This is a genomic window from Peptoniphilus sp. Marseille-Q6390, assembly GCF_965119475.1.
In genome coordinates, this window is sequence record NZ_CBCPLS010000001.1 from 546,624 (window position 1) to 569,810 (window position 23,187).

The window sequence follows — 23,187 nt, forward strand, 5'->3', positions numbered from 1 at the left end:
ATTATGAAGACATTTATTGTATTTGGCTGTGGGAGATTTGGTTCAACTGTAGCCACTAGATTATACGATTTGAAAAACGATGTTGTAGTTGTGGACTCAGATCATGAAAAAATTGATTTAATTAACGACAATGTTACTGAGGCAATTGTTTGTGATCTTGAAGATGAAAAGGCAGTAGGAGAGCTTGCCCTAAATAATTATGACGTGGCAATAGTTGCCATTGGTGAAAGTCTTGAGCCAGCAGTTATGGCAGTCCTTGCATCAAAGGAAGCAGGAATTGAAAGAGTTATTGCCAAGGCAACATCTGATAAGTTTGGAAAAATTTTATTAAAGTGTGGGGCTGACAAGATCATCTTTCCAGAAAGAGATATTGGATACAGACTTGCAAATAATCTTTCCAACGACAACTTGTTAAACTCAGATGAAATTTCCAAGGGCTACAGCTTTTATGACTTCAAGGCACCTGTCAAGATGAATGGAAAGGGACTTACTGAGCTTGGACTAAGGGAGGACTACAACTTCAATATCTTAATGGTAAAGAGGAATGGAGAAAATTATGTAAATCCAAACTCTGATTTTAAGATCAAGGAAGAGGACATCTTAACAGTTGTGGGTTCAGATAAGGACATCAAAAGGTTTATAGAAGAAAACTAAAAATTTATAAATAAAAATAAAAGTAAAAGGACTAAGTTGTCTAAGACCTAGTCCTTATTTTTTGCAAATTTTTATATAAATTTTTTTAAGACAAATTCATATAGAAGGATTAACACAGCTATGAGGTTAAATATAAAAGAAAGTTTTTTTCTAAGTTTTTCATTTTTTATAATTTTTGTGTATCCAAATAAAAAGTATCCAATCAGAGCAGTAAAATAGATAATTATTTCAAGATACATATTCATAAAACCATCTCCCATTTTTGCGAAATTTTATACAAATAATCTTATTACAAAATAACATAAAAGTATGAGCCAAGCTATGACATGACAAGTAATATTGACTCTCTTTCTTATTTTTTCATTTTTAATAATTCTTGTGTACTCAGTTAAAAAATATCCTGCCAAGCAAATAAAATAAAGGGGAACTATTGTAAGATAAAACATAAAATCACCACTTGTTTTAATTTTATCACGAAAAACTATTAGAGTACAAAAAAATATAAAAATCCTCTTGTTTACATATTTATATTTATAAACTACAATTATCTTAATATATAAAAGAAATTTAAGAGAAAGAGGAGAGACAATGAAAAAATTAAAAAAACTTTTACTTGTGGGCCTAGTAGCTACAAGTCTAGTTGCTTGTGGCAAGACGACGGAAAATAAAAACCAAGCTCCAGAAGTTAAGGAGCCAGAAAAAATAGTTTACTACACACCACTTACTCATGAAGAGAGAGACAATGAGGACCAAGCAAAGAAAAAAATCTTTGCAGTTATGCTTGATAACCACGACGACGCAAGACCTCAAGCACAAATCTCTAAGGCAGACATAATTTATGAGTACAGGGTTGAGGGCGAGTTTACAAGATACATGGCACTTTTCCAAAGTAATTTCCCAGAAAATGTGGGTCCAGTTCGTTCTGCAAGACCTTACTTTGTCCAAACTGCCAAGGAGTACAATGCAATCTATGCCCACTGGGGTGGTTCAGTTGCAGGACTTGAAGAAGTTAAAAAGAGAAATGTAGTGGACCTTGACGGGATTGCCCTTGAAGGAATTGTATTCCACAGAAATAAAAATGTTGGCAAGCGTGCACCACACAATGGCTACATCTCACTTCCAGAACTTGAAAACTACCTAGTGGAAAAGGGAGTTGACGTAAATGACAACACAGCAGCTCTTAACTTCTACGACAAGGAAGCAAATATAGAAGGACTTGATGTAAAAGAAATAACTTTAAACTTCAACAATAGGTACAAGACAAACTTTATCTATGACGAAGCCACTGGAAAGTATAAATATATCCGCCAAGGTCAACCAGTAATTGACGAGGCAACAGGTCAAGAGTTTGACACAGACAATTTAGTAGTTTTATTCCAAAAGGGAGTAGTTGCTGGACCTAAGGGAACTTTAAAAATGGCAAACATAGGGACTGGCACAGGACTTCTTCTTCAAAAGGGAAAACTTGCACCAATAACTTGGGAAAAGGCAAATGAAGATGCAAGGACAATTTTAAAATATCCTGATGAAACTGAAGTTAAATTCTATCCAGGCAGAACTTTCTTCTCTATAGTTGATGAAGAGAAGGATGCAGTCTACCAAGTTCCAGAAAGTGAAACACAAGCAGGGGAAGGTAATTCTACAGAAAACCATGACCCAGCAAAAGTTGATAGCCAAAAATAGAATTTAAAAAAAATATTTTGGGTAAGTAAGACTTAGAGGTGATTTTATGATTAACATGACAAAAATCGACTATGTAATAAATATAACTGGCGCGTCCTATGACATTGTAAGAAAGGCACTTTTAGATAGCGACGGCGACGTTGATGTTGCAATATCTTATATCAGAGAAGGCAAGTACGATGCAAATATTGAGCCTTCAAGGGTTTATGAAAATGAGAAAGAAAAAGAATCTGACTCTCACGGAGAAAGAAAATCTAGCAAGGACTATGTTGACGATGTAATCAAGTATCTTGACGAAATTCTTGAAGCAGTAAAGGAAATCTGGAGAAAGGGAAATGCCAGCAGGTTATTGGTGGAAAATAAGGGCGAAACTGTCCTATCACTTTCACTGACAACATCTGCTATTGGCATGCTTTTAGCCCTTCCAGCATCACTACTTGGTCTATCTGCAGCCTACATCTATGACTATTCCTTCAAGATCATCATGGACAATGGAGAAGTAATTGACGTCAAGGAATATCTAAAGGATAAGAGCAAATTTTTATAAAGCTTATTAAAATTTATTAAAGTTAAGAGCCCCTCGGGGCTTTTTTCTTTAAAAATGAGGGAAAAAATGATAATTACTAGTAAAAATAACAATACATACAAATTTTTAAAGGGACTTTTGGAGAAAAAACACAGGCAAGAAAGCAAGCTATTCATGGTGGAGAAGCCTGTAGTAATAGAAGAGGCTGAGGGCTTTGAAATTAAATATCTTGCCCTTAGTGAATCTACCTACAGGTCAAATAAATTTGAAAATATTATAAAAAAACTGGACCAAGATAAGATTTTTGTATTTTCCGACAATATTTTCAAAAATCTTTGCGACGCAGTCACATCTCCTGGGATAGTTGCCTATTACAGTGAGATACATAGAGAATTTCATGAAAAATCTGGGAAATTTTTATACCTTGATGACATAAGGGAGCCAGGCAATCTTGGGGGAATAATTCGTTCTGCTGATGCCCTGGGACTTGACGGTCTTATAATTTCTCCTGAATCCTGTGACCTTTACAATCCAAAGACAGTTAGGTCCTCCATGTCCTCCATCTTTAGGCTCCCAATTTACTTTATGGCTCGAGAAGACTTGGTTAACTTAGACTTTAATATTCTTGCAACTTCATTAGAAAATTCCACTTCAACAAGGGACTACGACTTCAAGGACAAGGACATAGTTGTAATAGGCAACGAAGCCAAGGGGGTTTCGGACTTTATAATGTCCCATGCAAGGGGCTTTTTAAATATTCCAATTTCTCCCAAGGTTGACTCCCTTAATGCCAATGTTGCAGCATCAATTATAATTTACGAGATGATGAAATGACCTATGTATTAGTGGCAGAAAACTTTCCAGAAGAGTCTGCAGAAAAATTAAAAAATTATGGTCAAGTAATAAGGACCAAGGCAAACAAAAAGGTCTTAAAAGGACTAGATACCCATCCAGACATCTTGGTCCATCCACTTCCAAGTGGAGATTTAGTGGTAGATAGGGATAATTATGACTATTACAAAGAGATTTTTGGAGACAAAAAAGTTATTCCATCTCATTCATCTTTGTCAGGGAAATACCCAAGTGACATCCTCTTAAATGCCTTTGCCTTTAAGAAGATTTTCATCCACAACTTAAAGCACACAGACCAAGTCATCCTAGATTATTACAAGAGGGCTAGCTATGACCTGGTGAATATCAAGCAGGGCTATGCCAAGTGCTCCTGCCTTGTGACTAATGACTTTATCATCACAAGTGACGGTGGAATCTACGAGACCTTAAGAGACTTGATTCCCATTTATAAGATAGACCACGGGCAAATTAAACTTCAAAACTTCAACTATGGTTTTATTGGTGGGGCAAGTGGAGTCTTGGACAAAAAAATATTCTTCACAGGAGACTTTTCTAATCATTCATCCTATGAAGAAATTTTAAAAATTATTAATAAGTATAATTATGAAATTGAAATTTTGTCAGATGACCCCATAGAAGATTTTGGTTCTATTTATTTTATTTAAGGGTTTTATAAAAGTGGCAAGCATAAAAGATGACCTTATAGAATGGTTAATTCCATCTTGTAAGGTCATCCTTTTTTATAAACATATACTATCTATTTATTTTTTTGTGAAGAATTTTGTTATATAAAAATTTATTGTAATCGATATAATCAAACATTAACTTAGAAAGCAAATCTTTAAATAAATCATCTTCTTCAAGGTAAGATTCCTTAGAGACTCCAGAAACATAAGTCATCTCTATTAGAAGTTTACCACTATTTGTACACATATATTTAGTCTTTTCTTCAAGTATAAAAAAAAGAAAATTACCATTTTCAGCTTCATCTGGATCTACATATTTTATACTTTTTTCATTTTCTATAATTTTAAAGAAGCGAAAGGACATGTCCTTTATCTCAACATTTAGCTTATCATTTCCCACGTAATATTTTGCATTTTCACTAAGCATATCCCTCTTGTAGGAAGGTAATTCTGAAAAATCAATTTCAACAACATCAAATTTATTTTTGAGATAACTTATAAGGTCTTTTGAATTTCTCTCGCCAATAGGAATTAGGTGCTTGAACATTTTAATTTGAGTTTCATAATCCATTTTACTTTTAGATTTCCTCCGATTATTATTACTTATTAAAATGGTCTTTAATCATTAAATCTAGGTAAATAAGTGATAAGGCAATTAGTGGATACCAATAAAAAGCTGAACTTACACTATTTCCTAAATAGTCAAGAAAATAAAATATAAAACTAAATTTACTATTTGGGCTACGATAAAAACCATAAAATTCACTTAAGGCTGTATAAAGTCTAAATAGGATTGGAATAAGAAATAATAAGGTTAATACAATTCTCTTTTTAGTTTTTATTTTCATAAGTCCCTCCAAAGAATTTTTTTTTTCTTCTTTAATTATATCAAAAAAAAGAAAAATCTTGTTATAAAAAAATTCCTCTGGGTAATATATAGGGGCGAGAGAAATGATAATTTCTCTTACAATTATTCTTGAAGATATAAGACCTTTGTGTTATTATAGAAACAATTTTAAAAGAGACTTTGATAAGAAGAGTAAAATCTATAATATTCTTAGAGAGGAAATGGCTGGTGAAAATTTCCAATTTTATATTTTTGAAAACTAACTTGGAGTCCCATAGCAAACTATGGCGTCAGGACGCGTTAAGTCCCTAGAGTTTAATTAAGGTGGAACCACGGTCATCGTCCTTTGGGATGGTGGCTTTTTTTATTATTAATTTTTAGGAGGATAAAATGATTATAAAGTACCCAGACGGATCACAAAAAGAATATGAAAGTGGAGTTAAGGTATCTCAAATTACTGGAGATATCTCAGAAGGTCTTTTAAGACAATCTCTTGGAGCAGTAGTTAACGGTGAAATCCTAGGCCTTGACGACAAGGTTTATGAAGACGCTGATTTCAAGGTTGTAAAATTTGAAGACAAGGAAGGCAAGCAAATTTTCTGGCACACTGCATCCCACATCATGGCTTATGCAATCCAAGAACTTTACCCAGATACAAAATTTGCCATTGGACCTTCAACTGAAACAGGCTTCTACTATGACCTTGACCTTGAACACAGATTTGTAGAAGAAGACTTCAAGGCAATTGAAGACAAGATGAAGGAAATTGCAAAGAAGGACCTTCCAGTAGAAAGAATTGAAGTTTCAAGAGAAGAAGCTCTTAAGTATTTCAAAGAAAAGGGACAAGACTACAAGGTTGAACTAATAAATGACCTTCCAGCAGATGAAAAAATCACAATGTATAAGATTGGCAACTTTCTTGATCTTTGCAAGGGACCTCACCTTCTTTCAACAAAGAAAATCAAGGCTATTAAACTTCTTTCAATAGCAGGTGCTTATTGGAGAGGGGACTCTAACAATAAGATGCTACAAAGACTTTACGGTATTGCCTTTGAAAAACAATCACAACTAGAAGAATATATCACAAGACGTGAAGAAGCTGAAAAGAGAGACCACAGAAAACTTGGTAAGGAACTTGACCTCTTTAGCATGCACGAAGAAGGACCAGGCTTCCCATTCTTCCACCCAAATGGAATGATTTTAAGAAACAACCTACTAAACTGGTGGAGGGGAGTTCTTGAAGAAAATGGTTATGGAGAAATCCTAACACCAATTATCCTAAACGAAGCCCTATGGCACAGATCAGGTCACTGGGACCACTACAAGGACAACATGTACTTCACAAAGATTGATGACGGCGACTACGCAGTTAAACCAATGAACTGTCCTGGCTCAATCCTTGTTTACAATTCAAACAACCACTCTTACAGGGACCTTCCTATTAGACTTGCTGAATATGGTATAGTTCACAGACACGAACTTTCTGGAGCCCTACACGGTCTATTTAGGGTAAGAACATTTACTCAAGATGATGCTCACGTTTATTGCTTGTTCTCACAAGTTAAAGACGAAGTATTTAAGATGATTGACCTTGCAGACTACCTATACTCAACATTTGGATTCAAATATTCAATAGAACTTTCAACAAGACCAGATGACTACATGGGAGAACTTGACGCTTGGAATCTTGCAGAAAAAAGCCTAAAAGAAGCCCTAGAAGAAAAGAATCTTCCATACACAATTAACGAAGGCGACGGAGCATTCTACGGCCCTAAGATTGACTTCCACCTAGAAGATGCCATTGGTAGAACTTGGCAATGTGGTACAATCCAACTTGACTTCCAACTTCCAGAAAACTTTGACTTAACTTACGTTGATGAAAATGGAGAAAGACAAAGACCAGTTATGCTTCACAGGGCCTTACTTGGATCAGTTGAAAGATTTATGGGTATCCTAATCGAACACTTTGCTGGTAAATTCCCACTATGGTTATCTCCAGTACAAGTTGAAGTTATTCCAGTATCTGACAAGTTCAAAGACTTTGCTGAGTCTATTGCAGATAAACTTCACGCAGCAGGACTTAGGGTTCACCTTGACGGACGTGCTGAAAAAGTTGGTTACAAGATTAGAGAAGCACAAGTTAAGAAGATCAACTACATGCTAGTTATTGGTGAAAAAGAAGAAACTTCTGGCAAACTTTCAGTTAGAAAGAGAAATGGAGAAGAAGTTCAAGATGTTGATGTAGATGAATTTATCGCATCACTTAAAGAAGAAATTAAAAACAAGACAATCACAGATTAAGATGTACTTGAAAAAATAAAATATAAAATCTTAGCAGGTCTCAAGGGCCTGCTATTTTTGTAGAAATTTTTATAAATCAATAATTTTTTATAAAGTCAGAGACTTTTATGGCTAAGTGAGATATTATAGAGTCATAAGGTTTTATAAAGTCATAAAAATTTATGAAGTCCTAAAGACTTGCAAGGTCATGGATTTTTACAGGCTTATAAAGATTCATAAAGTCATAAAATATTATGAGGACATAAAAATTAATAAAGCCATAAATATTTATAAAATTTCTTTACAAAGCTGGGTCCTTGTGATAGAATACATTGATGTAACCGCACAGAATAGGTTTTAAACTTCGGTACCTAGGATGGCGAGTCTTGTAATGAGGAGGTGCTACAAATGTACGCAATTATTGAAACAGGCGGAAAACAATACACTGTTGAAGCTGGTGACAAAATTAGAGTTGAAAAACTAGATGCAAATGAAGGCGATGTTGTAACTTTTGACAAGGTTGTTTTCGTATCTGGTGACGAGCCAAAAGTTGGTACTCCATACGTTGAGGGTGCTAAGGTTGAAGCTAAGGTATTAGCTCAAGCTAAGGCTAAAAAAGTTATCGTATATAAATACAAATCTAAGAAAAACGAAAGAAAGAAAAACGGACACCGTCAACCATACACTTTAGTTGAAATTTCAGGTATTAACTAATGACTAGGATTGACCTTTACAAAAAGGGCGATTATTACTATGGATTTAAGTCTTGTGGTCACGCAGAGGGAGAATTTGACAAACTTGTCTGCTCCAGCATATCCACTCTCACTCAAACCCTATACTTTACCTTAATTGATAAATTGGGTCTAAGTGAAAGTGACATTAGGGACTCACAGGGCGACGGAATGTTAAAAATAGAAATTTTAAAAAGTGATATTTTTAAAAGAAATGATATTCAAACTTGTTTTGAATTTATGATTAAGGGGATAGAACTCATTGACGAGGCCTATCCAGGATATTTAACACTAAAGAAGGTGGAGGTGCAAAATGATTAAATTTGATTTATTGCTTTTTTCTTCAAAAAAGGGAGCAGGTTCTTCTAAGAACGGTCGTGACTCAAACTCAAAGAGACTTGGAGTTAAGAGAGGCGACGGACAATTTGTTCTAGCAGGTAACATTATCGTTAGACAAAGAGGAACTAAAATCCATCCAGGTGAAAATGTAATGAGAGGGTCAGATGACACTTTATTTGCAACAGCTGATGGAATTTTAAGATTCACAACTAAGGGCAAAGGCGGAAAGAAATTCGCTAATGTTTACCAAGAAGAAAAAGTTGAATTAGCATAAAGATAAAGCAAGGGAAACCTTGCTTTTATTTTTTTAAGAGTAAAGTCTATTTTTCACAAAGATTTTACATATTTGACATAAGGTTCAAGTTTTCACTACAATTCTGTGCTAATTCTGTGATATAATTTTAGAAAATGCGAGGTAAAAATGTTTATAGATATAGCTAAAATAAAATTAAAAGCCGGAAAAGGTGGAGATGGCGCTGTCGCTTGGCGAAGAGAAAAATTCGAACCAGCAGGAGGACCAGCTGGTGGCGACGGAGGCAGAGGTGGCAATGTAATTGTAATGACAGACTCTGGACTTCACACTTTGATGGACTTTAGATACAAGAGAGAATACAAGGCCGAAAACGGACAAAACGGCATGAGCAAATTAAAATTTGGAAAAGATGGAGAAGACATAGTCCTAAAGGTACCGGTGGGAACCCTAATTAGGGACGCCAATACCAACGGGGTTATCTACGACTTAAAGGAAAATGGCATGGCTGTAACTGTCTGCAAGGGTGGACGTGGCGGCATGGGTAATGCCAGATTCAAGACTTCCACTAGACAGGCACCAGCCTTTGCCCAAGCAGGTAACATGGGAGAAGAAAGAGAGATAATCTTGGAACTTAAACTCCTTGCCGATGTGGGACTAGTTGGTTTCCCTAACGTAGGTAAGTCAACTCTTCTTTCCATAGTTACATCTGCCACACCAAAGATTGCCAACTATCACTTTACAACCCTTTCTCCAAATCTAGGCGTTGTAAAAATTGATGAAGGCGAATCCTTTGTTATAGCAGACATACCTGGACTTATTGAGGGAGCATCAGAAGGAGTTGGTCTAGGCGATGAATTCCTAAAACACGTTGAGAGGACAGGAATCCTCATCCACGTCCTAGATGTTTCTGGCTCAGAATACAGGGACCCAGTGGAAGACTTCTACAAGATCAATGAAGAACTTGTGAGATACAATGAAAAGCTGGGAGAAAAGAAGCAAATTATTTTTGCCAACAAGACTGATGTTCCAGGTGCAGAAGAAAATCTTGAGAAATTAAGAGAAGAACTTGGGGACAAGTATGAAATAATTGCAGGTTCCTGTGCCACAACAGAAAATGTAGACAAGCTAATGAAGGAAACTTATAGGCAACTTCAAGAAGTGGACTACACAGATTATGAAACCTACGATATAGAACATGTAGAAGAAGTTAAGAGAGAAGAAGGCATCAGGGTCTTCAAGGAACAAGGAGAATACTTTGTTGAGGGACCTTACATTGACAAGCTCCTTCGCTCAACAAACTTCGATGATTACGATTCACTTAAATACTTCCAAGAAAACCTTAGAAAGAATAAGGTTGTAGAAAAACTTGAAGAACTTGGAGCCCGCGATGGCTGTTCAGTTTTTATTGGCGAATATGAATTTGAATTTTTTGAATAAGCAGGTGATATAATGTTAACAGGAAAAGAGAGATCCTACTTAAAGAGCCTTGCCCACAACATGGACCCACTTATCCAACTGGGAAAAGACGGAATAAACCAAGGCTTTTTAAGTCAAATAGATAAACTATTAGAAGACCACGAAATTGTAAAAATCAATGTCCTACAAAATGCACCAGTGGAAGTTGATGAAATTGTAGACGACATCCTTGATGCAACAGGAGCAGAATTTGTCCAAAAAATTGGCAAGAAGCTTACAATTTATAGGGAATCTAAAGAAAATAAAAAAATAGAATTATAATGAAAAAGTACGGAATTTTTGGAGGCAGCTTTAACCCCATCCACTATGGTCACCTCATGATATGCGAGTATATCAAGGAGGAAATGGGCCTGGACAAGGTAATCTTTATACCAACAGGCAACCCACCCCACAAGGAACTTGAGCTTTCAGCAGAAGACAGGTACGAGATGGTTAGACTTGCCATTTCTCCAAACCCAGATTTTGAAATATCAGACATAGAGACTACTAGGGTCAAGAAGTCCTACACAGTGGACACCATTAGGGAACTGAAAAAAATCTACAAGGAAGAAAAATTATATTTCCTCATAGGCTTGGACTCCCTCTTCCAACTTAAAACTTGGATGAAGATAGGGGACCTATCCCAGGAGATAGAATTTGTAGTTGCCCTAAGGCCAGGCTATCTTGATAAAGAAGAAGTAAATAAGGAGATAGACTTTTTAAGAGAGAACTTTGGGACAAAAATAAATCTTATTAAGACCCCTCTCTATGAAATTTCTTCCACTGACTTGAGAGATAGGATCCGTGAAGGCAAGTCTCTAAGATATTTAATTCCAAAAAAAGTTCTAGATTATATAGAAGAAAGTGGGTTTTACAAAGTTGACCTATGATTTAAAAAAATATGAAAAAGAAATACGTGATAGGATAGGAGAAAAAAGATTTCTCCACACTTTAAGGGTGAGAGACACTGCCATTGAACTTGCAAAAATTTATAATGTTGACCTAGAAAGTGCAGAAGTAGCAGGATTTTTACACGACTGTGCTAAGATAAGAGATCATGAAAAACTAATGAAGGCAGCAAAGGAAAATAAACTTCTCCTAACAAAGGAGATGATCAAGGCACCACAAATTATCCATTCCTATCTTGGAGCTCTTTTTGCAAGAGAACTTTATGGCATAGAAGATGAGGACATCCTAAATGCCATCACTTACCACACAACAGGCAGGGCAAATATGTCAGACCTAGAAAAAATAATTTTCTTGGCAGACTACATCGAGCCCATGAGAAACTTCGATGGGGTTGAAAAGGCAAGGCAACTTGCAAAGAAAGACCTTGACGAAGCCATGTATTTCGCCCTAAATAATACATTAAAATTTTTAGTTGACCACGACACTTACATAGTGCCAACAACAGTGACAGCTAGAAATTATTATAAGGAGTTGAATCCTTGAAAACTTTTTTTAAAGCCTTTTTTACAACAATAATATTAATACTAATACTTGCCCTTGCAGGAGTGGCAGGCTACTTCTACTTCTTTGAAGGCGAAGATGCTGACAAGATAGACCAAGGTGGCGAAGACCTACAATTCTTGATGCTGGGAGTGGACTCCCTTGATTCAAAGAAAGCAGACAATGCAAGGTCTGACACAATAATGGTAGTCAACCTAGACGGCAAGACTGGAAAAGTAAATATAATTTCAATCCCAAGAGACACCTACACAAAGATAAAGGGTTACAAAAAGACAAAAATCAACCACTCCTTCAAGTTTGGTGGAAGTGAGCTTACCCTTGACACAGTGAACAAACTTCTTGGGACAGATATAAAATATTACGTCACAGTGGACTACAGGTTTGTAGAAGACGTGGTAAATAAAATTGGCGGAGTAGAAGTTGATGTCCCAATAGATATGAAGTACCAGGACCCAACAGCAGACCCACCACTAACAATAGACATCAAGGCAGGTAGACAAAATCTAATGGGCTACGATGCCATAGGATTTTTGAGATTTAGGAAGGGCTACAAGGACGCAGACCTTGGAAGAGTAAAGGCACAACAACAATTTATGTCAGCCATCCTATCCAAGATGAAAGAACCAAAAACCCTAGTCAAGGCACCACTATTACTTTCATCCTATGTTTCCTACACAGAAAACAACATCCCTGTAAAGAAACTTATAAAAATCGCAGCAAAAATGCGTCACGTGACAAGTGAAGACATAGTGACCAACACCCTACCGGGAGCTCCAAAATACATGGGAGGAGTGTCCTACTTCATACCAAATGACAACAAAATACAAGTAATGTTATTGGAAAATAATTTTAAATAGGAGGTACAATGACAACTCAAGAAAAATTAGATATCATAGTAAAATCTTGTGAAGACAAAAAGGGAATCGACATCAAAGTCCTAGACATTAAGGGCATGACATCAATCGCAGACTACTTCGTAATAGTAAGTGGTAACTCATCAACACAAGTTGATGCCCTAGCAAGAGAAATCGACGAGAAACTATCTGAAAAGGGAGAAGGACCACAAAACCAAGAAGGCAAAAACTCATCAAGGTGGATAATCTTAGACTTTGGCGATATAATAGTACACGTATTCCACAAGGACGAAAGAGAATACTACAATCTAGAAAGATTGTGGGAAGAAAACCAAGAAACAAAAGAGGAGGAATAAAAATTATGGTAAAAACACTACACACAGACAAAGCACCAGCAGCAGTGGGACCTTATTCACAAGCAACAGAAGTTAACGGATTTATATTCACATCAGGACAACTTCCACTAGTTCCAGAAACAGGAGAACTAATCACTGACGACATCAAAAAAGCAACAGCAAGAAGTCTTGACAACATCAAGGCAATCCTAGAAGAAGTAGGCTCAAACCTAGACAAAGTTGTAAAAGTTAACATCTTCCTAGATGATATAAATGACTTTGCAGCAGTAAACGAAGTATATTCAGAATACTTTACAAACCACAAACCAGCAAGATCTTGCGTAGAAGTAGCAAAGCTACCAAAGGGTGGCCTACTAGAAATCGAAGCAATAGCAGTAAAATAATTTCTAAAAAGGACCCTGTGAGGGTTCTTTTTTTATAAAATTTAAGAGGTAGACATGAAAGAAATAAATGTTAACGAGATAGATAGGGTTGTGGACCCCATAATTATAGACGTGAGAGAAGACTACGAGCTAGAAGAAACAGGCACCATAAATGGAGCCATCCACATTCCTATGAATGAGATTCCAAATAGACTTAACAATATCCCAAAAGACAGAGAAATCTATATCCTCTGTAGGTCAGGAGTGAGATCCTACAACGTGGCAAAATATCTAAACCAAATAGGCTATGAAGCCATAAACCTAGACGGCGGCATAATAAACTACAAGGGTGAACTTCTTAAGTAAGACGTAAGAAGAAACAAGTTAATATAAAATGAACACAATCCCACAGGAGAAATCTTGTGGGATTTTTTGTTGGTAAGTGGGGAAGAATTATTTGTTACAGACTTATACTTTCTTGCCGGTCTAGGATTTTTATATAACTTGTAAAAATTAATTAAGTCGTAGTTATTTAATAACTTGTGACTTACTATTAGCTTGTGGTATTTTAAAAAGCTATATTAATTTGTCAAGTAGTAAAGACTTGTGACTTAATAAATTTTTAATAAGTTCCGATTATACATTAAGTTGTGAATTAATCTTGTACCATAACTATTTGTAAAAATTCCAATATTTATAAGTTTCTAATTTCCTATAAATTAAAGTTTTCTTATTTAGTATGCGTGTCAGATTTACTAATAAATTGTAAGTATTTTATTATTTTTTAAAATTTTTTTCTTAAAACCCTAAAACTTAAAAAAATTTTTAAAATTTAAAAATTTTACAAAAAGTAAACAAGAGATACCGACAAACTTTTTATTAATGATAATGAAAGATTAAACTATAATAAAAAATGGTTTTTTACAAAATAATAAAAAAAAGATGTCATTAAAGTATATCTATTAATTTGAAATATACAAAAAATAAAAATAAGGATATTACTAAGTTAGACATAAATAGCACAAAAGATAAAATGAAGAAAACGGAAATAAGCATAAACAGGTGTGCACATATAAAAAACATTAAATTGTTCTTATTACTGTAATTTTAATAAAAAAATAGACTGTTATTGAGAACGGTTAATAGATTGACAAAGTTAATGTATAAAATAATTGTATTTTAAAAGGACTATTTTACTTTAAATGAAGATTAAAACTGCCAAAATATTAGATTTTATGCCGATTTATAAAGAATACACTAGAAAAATATATAATGTTTTGATATGATTGTTAATCATGAATAGTGATTCGAAAAAGTATTATCTCTATTCTATGAACCTTGCATACTTTTATGCAAATGAATAAACATTTCATATAAAGGAGGATGGATCACGAGATTAATAGAAATAGTATAAATAGAAGTAATATTATATAGAAATAATATTAAATTAGGAAGAAAGTAAGAAAAAGAAAGTCTAATTATTGAAAGGAGAAATAATGGATAATAAAAAGAAATTCAATACCAATAGACTTGCAGCCTATGCCCTATCAGGTGTAATGCTAGCAAGTGTGGTACCTTACAATGTATTTGCAAACACAGAAGCACTTAATAACAATCTAGAAATTTCAGACGTAATAAAATCTGGACAACAAAAAGCAGGACAAGAAAAAGACGTACCTGTAACAGTAAAAGACTCAAAGCTGGTCAAAAAGACAAAGACAAATACGAACCAGAAGTTAAGAAGGAAAAAGTAGAAAAAGGTGGCAAAGTTGATTTAACAGACAACGTAACAAACCTAGACAAACTTCCAGAAAACACAAAAGTAGAAGATGTAACTCCAGAAGGAGCAATCGACACAAATACACCTGGTGACTACACAGGAAAAATCAAAGTAACTTACCCAGACGGATCAAGTGAAGAAAAAGACGTACCTGTAACAGTAAAAGACTCAACAGCTGGTCAAAAAGACAAAGACAAATACAAAGTTGAACAGACAGAAGTTAAGAAGGAAGAAGTAGAAAAAGGTGGCAAAGTTGATTTAACAGACAACGTAACAAACCTAGACAAACTTCCAGAAAAACACAAAAGTAGAAGATGTAACTCCAGAAGGAGCAATCGACACAAATACACCTGGTGACTACACAGGAAAAATCAAAGTAACTTACCCAGACGGATCAAGTGAAGAAAAAGACGTACCTGTAACAGTAAAAGACTCAACAGCTGGTCAAAAAGACAAAGACAAATACGAACCAGAAGTTAAGAAGGAAGAAGTAGAAAAAGGTGGCAAAGTTGATTTAACAGACAACGTAACAAACCTAGACAAACTTCCAGAAAACACAAAAGTAGAAAAAAGTAACAAACCTAGACAAACTTCCAGAAAACACAAAAGTAGAAGATGTAACTCCAGAAGGAGCAATCGACACAAATACACCTGGTGACTACACAGGAAAAATCAAAGTAACTTACCCAGACGGATCAAGTGAAGAAAAAGACGTACCTGTAACAGTAAAAGACTCAACAGCTGGTCAAAAAGACAAAGACAAATACGAACCAGAAGTTAAGAAGGAAGAAGTAGAAAAAGGTGGCAAAGTTGATTTAACAGACAACGTAACAAACCTAGACAAACTTCCAGAAAACACAAAAGTAGAAGATGTAACTCCAGAAGGAGCAATCGACACAAATACACCTGGTGACTACACAGGAAAAATCAAAGTAACTTACCCAGACGGATCAAGTGAAGAAAAAGAACCTGTAACAGTAAAAGACTCAACAGCTGGTCAAAAAGACAAAGACAAATACGAACCAGAAGTTAAGAAGGAAGAAGTAGAAAAAGGTGGCAAAGTTGATTTAACAGACAACGTAACAAACCTAGACAAACTTCCAGAAAACACAAAAGTAGAAGATGTAACTCCAGAAGGAGCAATCGACACAAATACACCTGGTGACTACACAGGAAAAATCAAAGTAACTTACCCAGACGGATCAAGTGAAGAAAAAGACGTACCTGTAACAGTAAAAGACTCAACAGCTGGTCAAAAAGACAAAGACAAATACGAAAGCAAAGTTGATTTAACAGACAACGTAACAAAGACAAACTTCCAGAAAACACAAAAGTAGAAGATGTAACTCCAGAAGGAAAGACACAAATACACCTGGTGACTACACAGGAAAAATCAAAGTAACTTACCCAGACGGATCAAGTGAAGAAAAAGACGTACCTGTAACAGTAAAAGACTCAACAGCTGGTCAAAAAGACAAAGACAAATACGAACCAGAAGTTAAGAAGGAAGAAGTAGAAAAAGGTGGCAAAGTTGATTTAACAGACAACGTAACAAACCTAGACAAACTTCCAGAAAACACAAAAGTAGAAGATGTAACTCCAGAAGGAGCAATCGACACAAATACACCTGGTGACTACACAGGAAAAATCAAAGTAAAAATCAAAAAGACCCAGACGGATCAAGTGAAGAAAAAGACGTACCTGTAAAGTAAAAGACTCAACAGCTGGTCAAAAAGACAAAGACAAATACGAACCAGAAGTTAAGAAGGAAGAAGTAGAAAAAGGTGGCAAAGTTGATTTAAAGACAACGTAACAAACCTAGACAAACTTCCAGAAAACACAAAAGTAGAAGATGTAACTCCAGAAGGAGCAATCGACACAAATACACCTGGTGACTACACAGGAAAAATCAAAGTAACTTACCCAGACGGATCAAGTGAAGAAAAAGACGTACCTGTAACAGTAAAAGACTCAACAGCTGGTCAAAAAGACAAAGACAAATACGAACCAGAAGTTAAGAAGGAAGAAGTAGAAAAAGGTGGCAAAGTTGATTTAACAGACAACGTAACAAACCTAGACAAACTTCCAGAAAACACAAAAGTAGAAGATGTAACTCCAGAAGGAGCAATCGACACAAATACACCTGGTGACTACACAGGAAAAATCAAAGTAACTTACCCAGACGGATCAAGTGAAGAAAAAGACGTACCTGTAACAGTAAAAGACTCAACAGCTGGTCAAAAAGACAAAGACAAATACGAACCAGAAGTTAAGAAGGAAGAAGTAGAAAAAGGTGGCAAAGTTGATTTAACAGACAACGTAACAAACCTAGACAAACTTCCAGAAAACACAAAAGTAGAAGATGTAACTCCAGAAGGAGCAATCGACACAAATACACCTGGTGACTACACAGGAAAAATCAAAGTAACTTACCCAGACGGATCAAGTGAAGAAAAAGACGTACCTGTAACAGTAAAAGACTCAACAGCTGGTCAAAAAGACAAAGACAAATACGAACCAGAAGTTAAGAAGGAAGAAAGAAAAAGGTGGCAAAGTTGATTTAACAGACAACGTAACAAACCTAGACAAACTTCCAGAAAACACAAAAAGTTGATTTAACCAGAAGGACAACAAATAACAAACCAGAAAAACAAACTTCCAGAAAAAACACAAAAAAAGAAGATGTAACTCCAGAAGGAGCAATCGACGTAACAAATAGACAACACCTGGTGACTACACAGGAAAAATCAAAGTAACTTACCCAGACGGATCAAGTGAAGAAAAAGACGTACCTGTAACAGTAAAAGACTCAACAGCTGGTCAAAAAGACAAAGACAAATACGAACCAGAAGTTAAGAAGGAAGAAGTAGAAAAAGGTGGCAAAGTTGATTTAACAGACAACGTAACAAACCTAGACAAACTTCCAGAAAACACAAAAGTAGAAGATGTAACTCCAGAAGGAGCAATCGACACAAATACACCTGGTGACTACACAGGAAAAATCAAAGTAACTTACCCAGACGGATCAAGTGAAGAAAAAGACGTACCTGTAACAGTAAAAGACTCAACAGCTGGTCAAAAAGACAAAGACAAATACGAACCAGAAGTTAAGAAGGAAGAAGTAGAAAAAGGTGGCAAAGTTGATTTAACAGACAACGTAACAAACCTAGACAAACTTCCAAAAAACACAAAAGTAGAAGATGTAACTCCAGAAGGAGCAATCGACACAAATACACCTGGTGACTACACAGGAAAAATCAAAGTAACTTACCCAGACGGATCAAGTGAAGAAAAAGACGTACCTGTAACAGTAAAAGACTCAACAGCTGGTCAAAAAGACAAAGACAAATACGAACCAGAAGTTAAGAAGGAAGAAGTAGAAAAAGGTGGCAAAGTTGATTTAACAGACAACGTAACAAACCTAGACAAACTTCCAGAAAACAAAAAAGTAGAAGATGTAACTCCAGAAGGAGCAATCGACACAAATACACCTGGTGACTACACAGGAAAAATCAAAGTAACTTACCCAGACGGATCAAGTGAAGAAAAAGACGTACCTGTAACAGTAAAAGACTCAACAGCTGGTCAAAAAGACAAAGACAAATACGAACCAGAAGTTAAGAAGGAAGAAGTAGAAAAAGGTGGCAAAGTTGATTTAACAGACAACGTAACAAACCTAGACAAACTTCCAGAAAACACAAAAGTAGAAGATGTAACTCCAGAAGGAGCAATCGACACAAATACACCTGGTGACTACACAGGAAAAATCAAAGTAACTTACCCAGACGGATCAAGTGAAGAAAAAGACGTACCTGTAACAGTAAAAGACTCAACAGCTGGTCAAAAAGACAAAGACAAATACGAACCAGAAGTTAAGAAGGAAGAAGTAAGCAAAGTTGATTTAACAGACAACGTAACAAACCTAGACAAACTTCCAGAAAACACAAAAGTAGAAGATGTAACTCCAGAAGGAGCAATCGACACAAATACACCTGGTGACTACACAGGAAAAATCAAAGTAACTTACCCAGACGGATCAAGTGAAGAAAAAGACGTACCTGTAACAGTAAAAGACTCAACAGCTGGTCAAAAAGACAAAGACAAATACGAACCAGAAGTTAAGAAGGAAGAAGTAGAAAAAGGTGGCAAAGTTGATTTAACAGACAACGTAACAAACCTAGACAAACTTCCAGAAAACACAAAAGTAGAAGATGTAACTCCAGAAGGAGCAATCGACACAAATACACCTGGTGACTACACAGGAAAAATCAAAGTAACTTACCCAGACGGATCAAGTGAAGAAAAAGACGTACCTGTAACAGTAAAAGACTCAACAGCTGGTCAAAAAGACAAAGACAAATACGAACCAGAAGTTAAAGACAAATACGAACCAGAAGGAAGAAGTAGAAAAAGGTGGCAAAGTTGATTTAACAGACAACGTAACAAACCTAGACAAACTTCCAGAAAACACAAAAGTAGAAGATGTAACTCCAGAAGGAGCAATCGACACAAATACACCTGGTGACTACACAGGAAAAATCAAAGTAACTTACCCAGACGGATCAAGTGAAGAAAAAGACGTACCTGTAACAGTAAAAGACTCAACAGCTGGTCAAAAAGACAAAGACAAATACGAACCAGAAGTTAAGAAGGAAGAAGTAGAAAAAGGTGGCAAAGTTGATTTAACAGACAACGTAACAAACCTAGACAAACTTCCAGAAAACACAAAAGTAGAAGATGTAACTCCAGAAGGAGCAATCGACACAAATACACCTGGTGACTACACAGGAAAAATCAAAGTAACTTACCCAGACGGATCAAGTGAAGAAAAAGACGTACCTGTAACAGTAAAAGACTCAACAGCTGGTCAAAAAGACAAAGACAAATACGAACAAATACGAACCAGAAGTTAAGAAGGAAGAAGTAGAAAAAGGTGGCAAAGTTGATTTAACAGACAACGTAACAAACCTAGACAAACTTCCAGAAAACACAAAAGTAGAAGATGTAACTCCAGAAGGAGCAATCGACACAAATACACCTGGTGACTACACAGGAAAAATCAAAGTAACTTACCCAGACGGATCAAGTGAAGAAAAAGACGTACCTGTAACAGTAAAAGACTCAACAGCTGGTCAAAAAGACAAAGACAAATACGAACCAGAAGTTAAGAAGGAAGAAGTAGAAAAAGGTGGCAAAGTTGATTTAACAGACAACGTAACAAACCTAGACAAACTTCCAGAAAACACAAAAGTAGAAGATGTAACTCCAGAAGGAGCAATCGACACAAATACACCTGGTGACTACACAGGAAAAATCAAAGTAACTTACCCAGACGGATCAAGTGAAGAAAAAGACGTACCTGTAACAGTAAAAGACTCAACAGCTGGTCAAAAAGACAAAGATGGAAAAAGACACCTGTAAAAAAGATTTAACAGACAGACAAAGAGCAATACGAACCAGAAGTTAAGAAGGAAGAAGTAGAAAAAGGTGGCAAAGTTGATTTAACAGACAACGTAACAAACCTAGACAAACTTCCAGAAAACACAAAAGTAGAAGATGTAACTCCAGAAGGAGCAATCGACACAAATACACCTGGTGACTACACAGGAAAAATCAAAGTAACTTACCCAGACGGATCAAGTGAAGAAAAAGACGTACCTGTAACAGTAAAAGACTCAACAGCTGGTCAAAAAGACAAAGACAAATACGAACCAGAAGTTAAGAAGGAAGAAGTAGAAAAAGGTGGCAAAGTTGATTTAACAGACAACGTAACAAACCTAGACAAACTTCCAGAAAACACAAAAGTAGAAGATGTAACTCCAGAAGGAGCAATCGACACAAATACACCTGGTGACTACACAGGAAAAATCAAAGTAACTTACCCAGACGGATCAAGTGAAGAAAAAGACGTACCTGTAACAGTAAAAGACTCAACAGCTGGTCAAAAAGACAAAGACAATACGAACCAGAAGTTAAGAAGGAAGAAGTAGAAAAAGGTGGCAAAGTTGATTTAACAGACAACGTAACAAACCTAGACAAACTTCCAGAAAACACAAAAGTAGAAGATGTAACTCCAGAAGGAGCAATCGACACAAATACACCTGGTGACTACACAGGAAAAATCAAAGTAACTTACCCAGACGGATCAAGTGAAGAAAAAGACGTACCTGTAACAGTAAAAGACTCAACAGCTGGTCAAAAAGACAAAGACAAATACGAACCAGAAGTTAAGAAGGAAGAAGTAGAAAAAGGTGGCAAAGTTGATTTAACAGACAACGTAACAAACCTAGACAAACTTCCAGAAAACACAAAAGTAGAAGATGTAACTCCAGAAGGAGCAATCGACACAAATACACCTGGTGACTACACAGGAAAAATCAAAGTAACTTACCCAGATGGATCAAGTGAAGAAAAAGACGTACCTGTAACAGTAAAAGATAACACTCCAGAAGATAAGAAGACAACTGTTGACACTACAGGTCAAAAGCCAGTAGACCCAACAGATAAAAACCAAGGCACAGGAGTAATCGTTAATAACCCAGATAAGGATACAAAGGTAACTGCAAAAGATGAAGATGGTAAAGACGTACCAGCAGTAATCAATCCAAAGACTGGAGAAATCGAGGTAACACCAGGAAAAGATGTAGACGGACCTATTACAGTAGTAGTTGAAGATCCAGATCTTCCAGGTGGAAAAACTAAAGTTGAAGTTCATGTTAATACAAAAGTCGATGATAAAAACAAGAAACCAGTAGACCCAACAGATGAAAAACAAGGAACTGGCGTAATTGTTAATAACCCAGATAAGGATACAAAGGTAACTGCAAAAGATGAAGATGGTAAAGACGTACCAGTAGTAATCAATCCAAAGACTGGAGAAATCGAGGTAACACCAGGAAAAGATGTAGACGGACCTATTACAGTAGTAGTTGAAGATCCAGATCTTCCAGGTGGAAAAACTAAAGTTGAAGTTGAAGTAGAAGGCCACAAGAAGGGTCAAGACGATAATAATTCTGACAAAAAACCAGAAGACAAGAAAACATCAGTTGACGAATCAGGTAAAAAGCCAGTTAAACCAACAGATGATAAACAAGATACAGGCGTTAAGGTAGAAAATCCAGACAAGGATACAAAGGTAACTGCTAAAGATGAAGATGGTAAAAATGTTCCAGCAATAATCGACGAAAACGGAAATGTTGTTGTAACACCAGGTGAAGATGTTGATGGACCTATCACAGTAGTTATTGAAGACAAAGATCTTCCAGGTGGAAAAGTTGAAGTTGAAGTTGACGTTATTGGACACGAAAAGGGAAGAGACGACAACCACAATGGTTACCCATCTGATGGTGGAGAATATATCATCCCTGGAATCAGATACAGAGACCACAAGACTCCAACATTCCCAGTTTATACTGTAGCTCCAGAAAAAACTGAAGTTGGAACTCCAGTTCGTGATACTCTATGGTATGTATTCCGCATCAATGACTTTGAATACGAAGTTGTTAGAAACGGAGTTGTTACTAAGAGAAAGATGGATGTAACTCCAGTTCTACAAAATAACAGAACAATGCTTCCACTTAGATATGTAGCTGAAGCTCTTCAAGCTGACGTTAAGTGGGATGCTAAGACAAGAACTGCAACATTCACAAAAGATGGTTTAGTTGCATCAATCCAAATCGATAGTGATGAAATAGTTCTTTCTAACGGCAAGACTGTTAAGATGGACTCTAAACCACTTAATATCAATGATAGAATCCTAGTTTCTGTTACTAACGTAGCCAATGTATTTGGTCTAACTAACGGAAATACTCAAGATAAGATTGATCAAGATATAGAATGGGAACAACAAGACAAGAGTGCAACAATTTATATTAGAAGATAAGTTGTCAATAATTAAGAGGAACCCTCAGGGGTTCTTCTTTTTTTTATGCTTATTTACGCAAGTTACAATAACAAGGAAGTCCTTTGACCTAGTAAATTAATATGAAGTCATAGGATCTCATGGAGTTAAAAGACCTAATGAAGTGATAAGATCTCACAAACTTATAAAAATTTAAAA

27 protein-coding genes, 7 pseudogenes and 2 other annotated features are annotated in these 23,187 nt (G+C 35.9%); of the genes and pseudogenes, 29 read left to right on the forward strand and 5 right to left on the reverse strand.

The window, feature by feature from the left end; genetic code table 11:
* The first annotated feature begins 3 nt into the window (after positions 1 to 3).
* The gene (locus ACWPVO_RS02680; protein ID WP_005956632.1) at positions 4 to 654 is read left to right on the forward strand and encodes a potassium channel family protein; all 651 of its coding nucleotides are present in this window, start codon (positions 4 to 6) and stop codon (positions 652 to 654) included.
* Between the two features lie 71 nt (positions 655 to 725).
* Here ACWPVO_RS02680 and ACWPVO_RS02685 read toward each other — a convergent pair whose 3' ends face one another.
* Positions 726 to 899, reverse strand: a complete 174-nt coding sequence (locus tag ACWPVO_RS02685) for a hypothetical protein (RefSeq protein WP_156417309.1) — start codon at positions 897 to 899, stop codon at positions 726 to 728.
* A 343-nt stretch (positions 900 to 1,242) separates the two neighbouring features.
* Between ACWPVO_RS02685 and ACWPVO_RS02690 the strand changes: the two genes are divergently transcribed.
* The 4 genes from ACWPVO_RS02690 to ACWPVO_RS02705 all read left to right on the forward strand — a co-directional run bounded on the left by ACWPVO_RS02690 (position 1,243) and on the right by ACWPVO_RS02705 (position 4,380).
* Complete coding sequence (locus tag ACWPVO_RS02690) at positions 1,243 to 2,337, forward strand: DUF3048 domain-containing protein (RefSeq protein ID WP_454206354.1); 1,095 nt, start codon at positions 1,243 to 1,245, stop codon at positions 2,335 to 2,337.
* 46 nt (positions 2,338 to 2,383) lie between these two features.
* Positions 2,384 to 2,884, forward strand: a complete 501-nt coding sequence (locus ACWPVO_RS02695; protein ID WP_060799410.1) for a DUF4342 domain-containing protein — start codon at positions 2,384 to 2,386, stop codon at positions 2,882 to 2,884.
* A gap of 66 nt (positions 2,885 to 2,950) precedes the next feature.
* A complete protein-coding gene (locus ACWPVO_RS02700) occupies positions 2,951 to 3,697 on the forward strand; it encodes a TrmH family RNA methyltransferase (protein WP_454206356.1) in 747 nt (248 codons plus the stop codon).
* Positions 3,694 to 4,380: a DUF6873 family GME fold protein gene (locus tag ACWPVO_RS02705; protein WP_454206358.1), complete on the forward strand. Its 687-nt coding sequence runs from the start codon at positions 3,694 to 3,696 to the stop codon at positions 4,378 to 4,380. The genes ACWPVO_RS02700 and ACWPVO_RS02705 overlap by 4 nt, the downstream gene beginning before the upstream one ends.
* Before the next feature lie 88 nt (positions 4,381 to 4,468).
* Here ACWPVO_RS02705 and ACWPVO_RS02710 read toward each other — a convergent pair whose 3' ends face one another.
* Together ACWPVO_RS02710 and ACWPVO_RS02715 are read right to left on the reverse strand one after the other, a co-directional pair.
* Positions 4,469 to 4,972, reverse strand: a complete 504-nt coding sequence (locus ACWPVO_RS02710) for a hypothetical protein (protein WP_454206360.1) — start codon at positions 4,970 to 4,972, stop codon at positions 4,469 to 4,471.
* Between the two features lie 28 nt (positions 4,973 to 5,000).
* Positions 5,001 to 5,249: a hypothetical protein gene (locus ACWPVO_RS02715; RefSeq protein WP_454206362.1), complete on the reverse strand. Its 249-nt coding sequence runs from the start codon at positions 5,247 to 5,249 to the stop codon at positions 5,001 to 5,003.
* A gap of 170 nt (positions 5,250 to 5,419) precedes the next feature.
* Positions 5,420 to 5,598 (forward strand) — a binding site (T-box leader).
* 40 nt (positions 5,599 to 5,638) lie between these two features.
* Between ACWPVO_RS02715 and thrS the strand changes: the two genes are divergently transcribed.
* From thrS to ACWPVO_RS02830, 23 genes and pseudogenes are all read left to right on the forward strand, one after another.
* Complete coding sequence (gene thrS / locus ACWPVO_RS02720; protein ID WP_454206364.1) at positions 5,639 to 7,549, forward strand: threonine--tRNA ligase; 1,911 nt, start codon at positions 5,639 to 5,641, stop codon at positions 7,547 to 7,549.
* 308 nt (positions 7,550 to 7,857) lie between these two features.
* Positions 7,858 to 7,925, forward strand: a sequence feature (ribosomal protein L21 leader region).
* A gap of 11 nt (positions 7,926 to 7,936) precedes the next feature.
* Complete coding sequence (rplU, locus tag ACWPVO_RS02725) at positions 7,937 to 8,242, forward strand: 50S ribosomal protein L21 (RefSeq protein ID WP_412593453.1); 306 nt, start codon at positions 7,937 to 7,939, stop codon at positions 8,240 to 8,242.
* The gene (locus ACWPVO_RS02730) at positions 8,242 to 8,580 is read left to right on the forward strand and encodes a ribosomal-processing cysteine protease Prp (RefSeq protein WP_060799420.1); all 339 of its coding nucleotides are present in this window, start codon (positions 8,242 to 8,244) and stop codon (positions 8,578 to 8,580) included. Before rplU ends, ACWPVO_RS02730 begins: the two co-directional genes overlap by 1 nt.
* Positions 8,573 to 8,872, forward strand: coding sequence for a 50S ribosomal protein L27 (gene rpmA, locus ACWPVO_RS02735; RefSeq protein WP_005956665.1), 300 nt, complete (start codon positions 8,573 to 8,575; stop codon positions 8,870 to 8,872). Before ACWPVO_RS02730 ends, rpmA begins: the two co-directional genes overlap by 8 nt.
* A 147-nt stretch (positions 8,873 to 9,019) precedes the next feature.
* Positions 9,020 to 10,288, forward strand: coding sequence for a GTPase ObgE (gene obgE / locus ACWPVO_RS02740; RefSeq protein ID WP_454206366.1), 1,269 nt, complete (start codon positions 9,020 to 9,022; stop codon positions 10,286 to 10,288).
* A gap of 12 nt (positions 10,289 to 10,300) precedes the next feature.
* Positions 10,301 to 10,588, forward strand: coding sequence for a ribosome assembly RNA-binding protein YhbY (yhbY, locus tag ACWPVO_RS02745; RefSeq protein ID WP_412621595.1), 288 nt, complete (start codon positions 10,301 to 10,303; stop codon positions 10,586 to 10,588).
* The gene (gene nadD / locus ACWPVO_RS02750) at positions 10,588 to 11,196 is read left to right on the forward strand and encodes a nicotinate-nucleotide adenylyltransferase (RefSeq protein WP_250341835.1); all 609 of its coding nucleotides are present in this window, start codon (positions 10,588 to 10,590) and stop codon (positions 11,194 to 11,196) included. The genes yhbY and nadD overlap by 1 nt, the downstream gene beginning before the upstream one ends.
* Entirely contained in the window at positions 11,186 to 11,758 is a 573-nt protein-coding gene (gene yqeK, locus ACWPVO_RS02755) for a bis(5'-nucleosyl)-tetraphosphatase (symmetrical) YqeK (RefSeq protein ID WP_454206369.1), read from the forward strand. The genes nadD and yqeK overlap by 11 nt, the downstream gene beginning before the upstream one ends.
* Positions 11,755 to 12,633 carry an LCP family protein gene (locus tag ACWPVO_RS02760; RefSeq protein ID WP_454206371.1) on the forward strand — a complete coding sequence of 293 codons (879 nt, stop codon included), beginning with the start codon at positions 11,755 to 11,757 and terminating at the stop codon, positions 12,631 to 12,633. The genes yqeK and ACWPVO_RS02760 overlap by 4 nt, the downstream gene beginning before the upstream one ends.
* 8 nt (positions 12,634 to 12,641) lie before the next feature.
* Entirely contained in the window at positions 12,642 to 12,986 is a 345-nt protein-coding gene (gene rsfS / locus ACWPVO_RS02765; protein WP_005956671.1) for a ribosome silencing factor, read from the forward strand.
* Positions 12,987 to 12,991: 5 nt separating this feature from the next.
* A complete protein-coding gene (locus ACWPVO_RS02770) occupies positions 12,992 to 13,369 on the forward strand; it encodes a RidA family protein (RefSeq protein WP_454206373.1) in 378 nt (125 codons plus the stop codon).
* A 54-nt stretch (positions 13,370 to 13,423) separates the two neighbouring features.
* Positions 13,424 to 13,714, forward strand: coding sequence for a rhodanese-like domain-containing protein (locus tag ACWPVO_RS02775; protein ID WP_454206375.1), 291 nt, complete (start codon positions 13,424 to 13,426; stop codon positions 13,712 to 13,714).
* Between the two features lie 1,130 nt (positions 13,715 to 14,844).
* Positions 14,845 to 15,102, forward strand: a complete 258-nt coding sequence (locus ACWPVO_RS02780) for a hypothetical protein (RefSeq protein WP_454206377.1) — start codon at positions 14,845 to 14,847, stop codon at positions 15,100 to 15,102.
* The gene (locus ACWPVO_RS02785; RefSeq protein ID WP_454207173.1) at positions 14,988 to 15,485 is read left to right on the forward strand and encodes a Rib/alpha-like domain-containing protein; all 498 of its coding nucleotides are present in this window, start codon (positions 14,988 to 14,990) and stop codon (positions 15,483 to 15,485) included. Before ACWPVO_RS02780 ends, ACWPVO_RS02785 begins: the two co-directional genes overlap by 115 nt.
* Positions 15,436 to 15,786: pseudogene (locus ACWPVO_RS02790) on the forward strand (Rib/alpha-like domain-containing protein); the annotation flags it as partial. The gene ACWPVO_RS02785 and the pseudogene ACWPVO_RS02790, both read left to right, overlap by 50 nt.
* Positions 15,710 to 16,465, forward strand: a pseudogene (locus tag ACWPVO_RS02795) (Rib/alpha-like domain-containing protein); the annotation flags it as partial. The pseudogenes ACWPVO_RS02790 and ACWPVO_RS02795, both read left to right, overlap by 77 nt.
* A 22-nt stretch (positions 16,466 to 16,487) precedes the next feature.
* Positions 16,488 to 16,835, forward strand: a pseudogene (locus ACWPVO_RS02800) (Rib/alpha-like domain-containing protein); the annotation flags it as partial.
* Between the two features lie 105 nt (positions 16,836 to 16,940).
* A pseudogene (locus ACWPVO_RS02805) lies at positions 16,941 to 17,687 on the forward strand (Rib/alpha-like domain-containing protein); the annotation flags it as partial.
* A gap of 172 nt (positions 17,688 to 17,859) precedes the next feature.
* Positions 17,860 to 19,554 (forward strand): annotated as a pseudogene (locus tag ACWPVO_RS02810) (Rib/alpha-like domain-containing protein); the annotation flags it as partial.
* On the forward strand, positions 19,466 to 20,041 hold the full coding sequence (locus ACWPVO_RS02815) for a Rib/alpha-like domain-containing protein (RefSeq protein WP_454207175.1): 576 nt from the start codon (positions 19,466 to 19,468) through the stop codon (positions 20,039 to 20,041). The pseudogene ACWPVO_RS02810 and the gene ACWPVO_RS02815, both read left to right, overlap by 89 nt.
* A complete protein-coding gene (locus tag ACWPVO_RS02820; RefSeq protein ID WP_454207177.1) occupies positions 19,992 to 20,549 on the forward strand; it encodes a Rib/alpha-like domain-containing protein in 558 nt (185 codons plus the stop codon). Before ACWPVO_RS02815 ends, ACWPVO_RS02820 begins: the two co-directional genes overlap by 50 nt.
* 29 nt (positions 20,550 to 20,578) lie before the next feature.
* Positions 20,579 to 21,118: pseudogene (locus tag ACWPVO_RS02825) on the forward strand (Rib/alpha-like domain-containing protein); the annotation flags it as partial.
* Positions 21,097 to 21,576 (forward strand): annotated as a pseudogene (locus ACWPVO_RS02830) (Rib/alpha-like domain-containing protein); the annotation flags it as partial. The pseudogenes ACWPVO_RS02825 and ACWPVO_RS02830, both read left to right, overlap by 22 nt.
* A gap of 263 nt (positions 21,577 to 21,839) precedes the next feature.
* Here the strand turns inward: ACWPVO_RS02830 and ACWPVO_RS02835 are convergent.
* Entirely contained in the window at positions 21,840 to 22,118 is a 279-nt protein-coding gene (locus ACWPVO_RS02835; RefSeq protein WP_454206379.1) for a hypothetical protein, read from the reverse strand.
* 6 nt (positions 22,119 to 22,124) lie between these two features.
* Entirely contained in the window at positions 22,125 to 22,451 is a 327-nt protein-coding gene (locus ACWPVO_RS02840) for a hypothetical protein (RefSeq protein WP_454206381.1), read from the reverse strand.
* Positions 22,452 to 22,659: 208 nt separating this feature from the next.
* On the opposite strand from ACWPVO_RS02840, the gene ACWPVO_RS02845 reads away from it, so the two are divergent.
* The gene (locus tag ACWPVO_RS02845; protein ID WP_454206383.1) at positions 22,660 to 23,010 is read left to right on the forward strand and encodes a copper amine oxidase N-terminal domain-containing protein; all 351 of its coding nucleotides are present in this window, start codon (positions 22,660 to 22,662) and stop codon (positions 23,008 to 23,010) included.
* Positions 23,011 to 23,187: the final 177 nt, after the last annotated feature.

Coding starts and splice junctions, on each gene's coding strand:
- nadD (WP_250341835.1), top strand. CDS start 10,588: ATGAAAAAGTACGGAATTTTTGGAGGCAGCTTTAACCCCATCCACTAT.
- ACWPVO_RS02780 (WP_454206377.1), top strand. CDS start 14,845: ATGGATAATAAAAAGAAATTCAATACCAATAGACTTGCAGCCTATGCC.
- obgE (WP_454206366.1), top strand. CDS start 9,020: ATGTTTATAGATATAGCTAAAATAAAATTAAAAGCCGGAAAAGGTGGA.
- ACWPVO_RS02845 (WP_454206383.1), top strand. CDS start 22,660: ATGGATGTAACTCCAGTTCTACAAAATAACAGAACAATGCTTCCACTT.
- ACWPVO_RS02770 (WP_454206373.1), top strand. CDS start 12,992: ATGGTAAAAACACTACACACAGACAAAGCACCAGCAGCAGTGGGACCT.
- ACWPVO_RS02680 (WP_005956632.1), top strand. CDS start 4: ATGAAGACATTTATTGTATTTGGCTGTGGGAGATTTGGTTCAACTGTA.
- rsfS (WP_005956671.1), top strand. CDS start 12,642: ATGACAACTCAAGAAAAATTAGATATCATAGTAAAATCTTGTGAAGAC.
- ACWPVO_RS02715 (WP_454206362.1), bottom strand. CDS start 5,249: ATGAAAATAAAAACTAAAAAGAGAATTGTATTAACCTTATTATTTCTT.
- ACWPVO_RS02705 (WP_454206358.1), top strand. CDS start 3,694: ATGACCTATGTATTAGTGGCAGAAAACTTTCCAGAAGAGTCTGCAGAA.
- yhbY (WP_412621595.1), top strand. CDS start 10,301: ATGTTAACAGGAAAAGAGAGATCCTACTTAAAGAGCCTTGCCCACAAC.
- ACWPVO_RS02685 (WP_156417309.1), bottom strand. CDS start 899: ATGAATATGTATCTTGAAATAATTATCTATTTTACTGCTCTGATTGGA.
- ACWPVO_RS02710 (WP_454206360.1), bottom strand. CDS start 4,972: ATGGATTATGAAACTCAAATTAAAATGTTCAAGCACCTAATTCCTATT.
- rplU (WP_412593453.1), top strand. CDS start 7,937: ATGTACGCAATTATTGAAACAGGCGGAAAACAATACACTGTTGAAGCT.
- thrS (WP_454206364.1), top strand. CDS start 5,639: ATGATTATAAAGTACCCAGACGGATCACAAAAAGAATATGAAAGTGGA.
- ACWPVO_RS02700 (WP_454206356.1), top strand. CDS start 2,951: ATGATAATTACTAGTAAAAATAACAATACATACAAATTTTTAAAGGGA.
- ACWPVO_RS02730 (WP_060799420.1), top strand. CDS start 8,242: ATGACTAGGATTGACCTTTACAAAAAGGGCGATTATTACTATGGATTT.
- ACWPVO_RS02690 (WP_454206354.1), top strand. CDS start 1,243: ATGAAAAAATTAAAAAAACTTTTACTTGTGGGCCTAGTAGCTACAAGT.
- ACWPVO_RS02695 (WP_060799410.1), top strand. CDS start 2,384: ATGATTAACATGACAAAAATCGACTATGTAATAAATATAACTGGCGCG.
- ACWPVO_RS02775 (WP_454206375.1), top strand. CDS start 13,424: ATGAAAGAAATAAATGTTAACGAGATAGATAGGGTTGTGGACCCCATA.
- rpmA (WP_005956665.1), top strand. CDS start 8,573: ATGATTAAATTTGATTTATTGCTTTTTTCTTCAAAAAAGGGAGCAGGT.